2 protein-coding genes and 1 pseudogene are annotated in these 5,407 nt (G+C 61.9%); all 3 read right to left on the reverse strand.

Features of this window, described 5'->3' with window-relative positions:
- Positions 1-845 (reverse strand): annotated as a pseudogene (locus tag DK871_RS28095) (type IV secretion protein Rhs); the annotation flags it as partial.
- Positions 846-973: 128 nt separating this feature from the next.
- Complete coding sequence (locus DK871_RS28100) at positions 974-4,048, reverse strand: efflux RND transporter permease subunit (RefSeq protein WP_161907447.1); 3,075 nt, start codon at positions 4,046-4,048, stop codon at positions 974-976.
- Between the two features lie 2 nt (positions 4,049-4,050).
- Positions 4,051-5,154: an efflux RND transporter periplasmic adaptor subunit gene (locus DK871_RS28105; protein WP_161907448.1), complete on the reverse strand. Its 1,104-nt coding sequence runs from the start codon at positions 5,152-5,154 to the stop codon at positions 4,051-4,053.
- Positions 5,155-5,407 lie beyond the last annotated feature (253 nt).

The raw sequence follows: 5,407 nt of genomic DNA on the forward strand, positions 1-5,407 counted from the left end.
ATCAGCAACGACACCATAAAACCTGCGGCCGCTTGCGCGACCTCACTGGGCGGTAACGCCTCCAGCCAGATCATGGCGGTGCGCAGTAACAGGTACAGCGCCGCCTCATCACTGGCGAGCAACATCGCCTGTTCCATGACCTTGGGCGCATCGGTGGCGATCTGCGCCAACTTGGCCGCCTCGCTACCCAGTTGCTCGACGTACTTGAGCGGGTCTTCAAGAATTGCCTGCACCTGCTTGATGCTGTCCCACACGTCACGGATCGCTGCCCAACTGCCAGCGAGCACGCCGTTGCCAATTGCGCTGGCGGGGGCTTGCTGCCAATGCGGTTTGAAGCCTTGCCACTGTTCGCGCAGCCATTGCTCCAGATCCGCTGTCAGCCCGGCATAGGAAGCAAATAAGGTATCGACTTGCTGCGCTGAAACACCGCCTTGAACCCTCACCTGATAACGCCCGCCGGCGGCGCAGTCGTGGGAACCTTCGCCGTGCTCGTCGAGCAGGATGACCCTGGAACTGCCGTCATCCAGGCCGATCACCTCAACCGGGATATTGCCGATCGGCACGTCGTACGCTGACTCGAACCTGCTCTGGATTTTCAGCACACCACCCGCCGGACAGCGGGCCACGGTGGAAAAATCCGTATCGCCAAGACTGACCGACTGCTGCGTATCCCCAGCCCGCAACACTCGATCCATACCCAGCAACGACGGCAAATCCGCTGCATGACTGACCGTATCCAGCGCACGCGAATACCAGGCGCCCATCTGCTGGCGGTACTCCACCAGGCTCTGATGGAAACCATCCAGCTCGTGTTCGATAAAGGTAATTTGGGCTGCTTGGGTCATCCGCGACGGCCCCCCACGGGGGGCGGCCAGGTAACCAAGGCACTCACAGGAAAAACCATCTGCAATCCCTCGCACTGTTTGATCAGGCGAGGGACTTTGCAGAGGTTTACAGGGGAGGGGAGTAGAGCTTATCCGGCCGTTACGTGGGACATTTCAGCAACCTTGTCGCGTAGTACCAGGCTGCACAGCGCCGGCAAAAACAACAGCGTCAAGACCGTGCCCACCAACACCCCGCCAATCAGCACATAGGCCAGGGACGACCAGAACACCGACAACGTCAACGGAATAAACGCCAGCGCCGCCGCCAGTGCCGTAAGGATCACCGGCCGGGCACGCCGCACCGTGGCTTCGATAATGGCCTCGCGAATCGCCATGCCGTGGTCCTGGTTCTGGCGGATCTGGTCGGTGAAGATCAGCGTGTTGCGCATCAGGATGCCGCCGATGCCAATCAGGCCGAGAATCGCGTTAAAGCCGAACGGCTGGTTGAACAGCAACAAGGTCGGCACTGCGCCGATCAGGCCCAAAGGCGCGGTAGCGAACACCATGAACATCACGCCAAAGGAGCGCACCTGGAACATGATCACCGTGAGGGTCAGCAGGATCATGATCGGGAACAGTGCCGCCAGGGCCACGTTGGCCTTGGCGCTTTCCTCAACCGGGCCGCCAATGTCGATTTTGTAACCGCTGGGCAACTTCGCGATCAGCGGTTGCAGGTCTTTGTACACGGCCATTTCCACATCGGGCGGTTGTACGCCGTCGATGATGTCGGCGCGTACCTCCACGGTGGTGGCGCGGTCGCGGCGCTTGAGGATCGGTTCTTCCATCACCGCCTGGAAATGCCCGACCTGGGCCAGCGGCACCGACGTACCGGCGCTGTTGGTCAGCGTCATGTTGTTGAGGTTGGCTAGGTCTTCGCGTTGGCTGCCCTGTGCGCGGGCCACCACCGACACGGTGCGGTTGCCTTCGCGCACTTCGGTGATCGGGTTGCCGCTGAGCAAAGCGTTGAGTTGGGACTTGACCTCGTCCGGCGTGAACCCCAGCAGGCGCAAGCGATCCTGATCCAGCACCAGGCGATAACCGCTGGCGCGTTCGCCCCATTCGAGGAAGGTGTCTCTGGTCAGCTTGTTGCCGGCCACCACCTGACGCACGTCTTCAGACAGCCCGCGCAGCACACTCAGGTCCGGCCCGGAAACGCGGAACACCACCGGGAACGGCACTGGCGGGCCGAAGACGAGCTGTGTGACCCGAACCCGCGCCGAGGGAAATTCGCCCGCCGCAATGCGCTCACGCATCCGCAGTTTCAGCGCATCGCGGGCGTGGGAATCCGGCGTTTGCACGATCAGCTTGGCGAACGCAGGGTCCGGCATTTCTGGGTTCAACGACAGGAAAAACCGCGGTGCACCGCCGCCCACATAGGTGTCGACCATGCTCGTCTGGGGTTCCTGCAACAGGGCCTTCTCCACCTGCGCCGCCACCGCCTCGGTGCTTTTGAACGCGCTGCCAGGTGGCATATACACTTCCAGAATCAGCTCCGAGCGGTCCGAGTCGGGGAAGAATTGTTTCTTCACCACCGCCATACCCAGGCCACACAGCACAAACGCGGCCACCACCAGCCCAGTTACCAGCCAGCGCCCACGCACGCAGGCCTCCACCAGGCTGCGCAGTTTCTGGTAGTAGCGCCCGGCATAAATCGCATCATGCCCGCCGGGCACTGGCTTGATCTGCGGCAACAACTTCACGCCCAGGTAAGGCGTGAACACCACCGCGACCAGCCACGACGAAATCAATGCAAACCCCACAATCCAGAAGATATTGCCGGCGTACTCGCCGGCACCGGAGCGCGCAAACCCCACCGGCAAAAAGCCAATGATGGTCACTAGCGTACCGGTGAGCATGGGCGCGGCGGTGGAGCTCCAGGCATAGGTCGCCGCGTGAATGCGGTCAAACCCTTCTTCAAGTTTCACCACCATCATCTCGATGGCGATGATGGCGTCGTCCACCAGCAAGCCCAGGGAGATGATCAGCGCGCCGAGGGTCACGCGGTCGAATTCACGGCCCGTGACCAGCATGATCACGAACACGATCGACAGCGTCAGCGGCACGGCCGCCGCCACCACCAGCCCCACGCGAAAGCCCAGGGCCAACAGGCTGATCAGCATCACCACCGCCAGGGCGACGAAGAATTTGAGCATGAACTCATTGACCGCCAGGCTGATGTTTTTCGCCTGGTCGGACACCTTGGCGAAGTTCACGCCCAGGGGCAGGTCGGCCTGGATCCGCGCTTCTTCGGCCTGCAGACTCTTGTCCAGTTCCAGACCGTTCCAATGCTTCTCCATGATCACGCCGAGCATCAACGCCGGGTCGCCCTGGTGGCGGATGCGATAACTGGGTGGGTCCTCATAACCCCGGCTCACGGTGGCCACATCGGCGATGCGCAATACGCGGCCATTGACTTGCAGGGGCACGTTCTCGATCAGGGCCAGGCTGTCGAACGCGCCGTCGATGCGGATATAGGCGCGGGCGCCCGCGGTTTCGACGAAGCCTGAGGGCGCCACGGCGTTTTGTGCGGCGAGGGCGGCGAAGATCTGTTGGGGCTTGATGCCCAGGGTCGCCAGGCGCTCATAGGAAAACTCCACAAACACACGCTGGGCCTGTTCGCCGAGGATATTGACCTTCTTCACTCCGGGCAGGTTGAGCAGGCCCTGGCGCAATTGTTCGGCCATTTGCACTTGCTGGCGGTGGGGCAGGTGTTCTGCCTCCAGGGCATACAACGCAAAGTACACATCGGAATATTCATCGTTGAAAAACGGCCCGATCACGCCCTTGGGCAATTGCGCGGCTTCGTCGCTGAGTTTTTTGCGCGTCTGGTAGAACAGTTCCTGAATCTCGCTCGGGCGTGTGGACTCCAGGAAGGTCATGCGCATCGATACAAAGCCCGGCTGGGCGATGGTCTCGACGCGGTCGTAGTAGTCCAGTTCCTGCAGGCGCTTTTCCAGGCGGTCGGCCACTTGCTCCTGCATCTCCTGGGCGGTGGCGCCGGGCCAGGCTGCGGTGATGGTCATGACCTTGACGGTAAACGAAGGGTCTTCGGCGCGGCCCAGCTTGCCGAATGCGAAGACCCCGGCGACGAGGATCGCAATCAGCAAAAACAGGGTGACGGCGCGGTGTTTGACGGCCAGTTCGGAGAGGTTGATCCCGCGCATATTCATTGATCCTGCTGACGGTTGAGGGCCAGCGCCTGGGCGGGCAGCAAGCGCACCGTGTCGCCGCTGTGCAACAGGTGAGCGCCGAGGGCGACGATGGTTTGGCCGGGTGTTACGCCGCTGTCGAGCAAGGCGTCTTCCTGGCCGAGGCTGGCGACTTTCACCGGGGCGAAGCTGATCTTTTGGTCATCGCCAATCAGCCAGACGCCCGTGCCTTGCCCCGTATCCTGCAAGGCGCCGATGGGCACGCGGGTTTGCAGGGGTTGGCCATTGCCCTGCAGGCGCACGGTGATGGTGGAGCCGAGGGCGAAACGCTCGACCGAACCCTGCAGCACATAACGTGCGCGGTAGGTGCGGGTGACCGGGTCGGCGCTGGCAGACAGCTCGCGCAGGGTGGCGGTCACGGCCTGGTCGGGGGCGCCGAAGGGGAATGCCAAGGCTTTTTGCGCGGCCAGGTCGCGCTGGTTTTCCGGCAAGTTGACGATGGCTTCACGGGCACCGTCATGGGCCAGGCGCGCGACGACTTGCCCCTCGGCCACCACTTGGCCGCGATCGGCCAGCACGTCGGTGATGATGCCGTCGCCATCGGCCTTGAGTACCGAATAAGTGCGACGGTTTTCGATCTGGCTGGCATCCGATTGCGCGGCGGCCAGTTCGGCTTGGGCAACGCGCAGGTTGGTGGCCGACTGGTCGAAGATCTGCCGCGACACCGCGCCGGTACTGGCCAGGCGCTGGTAACGGTTTTCATCATCATGGCGCTGGCGCAGTTGCGCCTGGGCGGCGTTGACGCGGTTCTTGGCCGAGCGCAGTGCCAGTTCGAAGTCGCCGATGTCCAGCACCAGCAAGGTATCGCCACGGGAGACATGCTGGCCGGGGTCGACCTTGCGCTCAATCACCTTGCCGCTGACCCGAAAGCCCAGGTTGCTTTCAGTGCGAGCCGCCACCACTCCGGTGTAGGCACTTTGCTGGGTGCCGGCGGCTTCGACCTTGGCGGCGAGTACCGGGCGCGGCACTGGCACCTGGGCGGTATCGGCCTTGCTGTTGCAGCCATTGAGCAACATCAACAGGGCCAGGGACGTGAGAAGACGCAGGGGGAGAGGGGGCATGGCGAACTCCGGAAACCATTGTGCAAAAAATTACGGTCGTAATTTTTTGCTTATATTATGGTTGAAATATAAATTAATCCAGCTCTCCTGTGGGCTTGTTCGCGAAAGCGGAGTGTCAGTCACTGATGAGTCAACCGAACCAGGTATCTACACATTCTTGTAGGTTGTAGCAGCCAACGGTAACCACGATGCGAAGCGAGCCGCTCTTGATCTTGATCTGCTTTTGATCTTAGGCGCCCCGTTAAACCACGCT

This window comes from Pseudomonas sp. L13, from assembly GCF_009935965.1.
Classification (GTDB): domain Bacteria; phylum Pseudomonadota; class Gammaproteobacteria; order Pseudomonadales; family Pseudomonadaceae; genus Aquipseudomonas; species Aquipseudomonas lactis.

Bases quoted from the DNA above. Each gene is read 5' to 3' on its own strand.
- DK871_RS28105 (WP_161907448.1), bottom strand. From the start codon at position 5,154: ATGCCCCCTCTCCCCCTGCGTCTTCTCACGTCCCTGGCCCTGTTGATG.
- DK871_RS28100 (WP_161907447.1), bottom strand. From the start codon at position 4,048: ATGCGCGGGATCAACCTCTCCGAACTGGCCGTCAAACACCGCGCCGTC.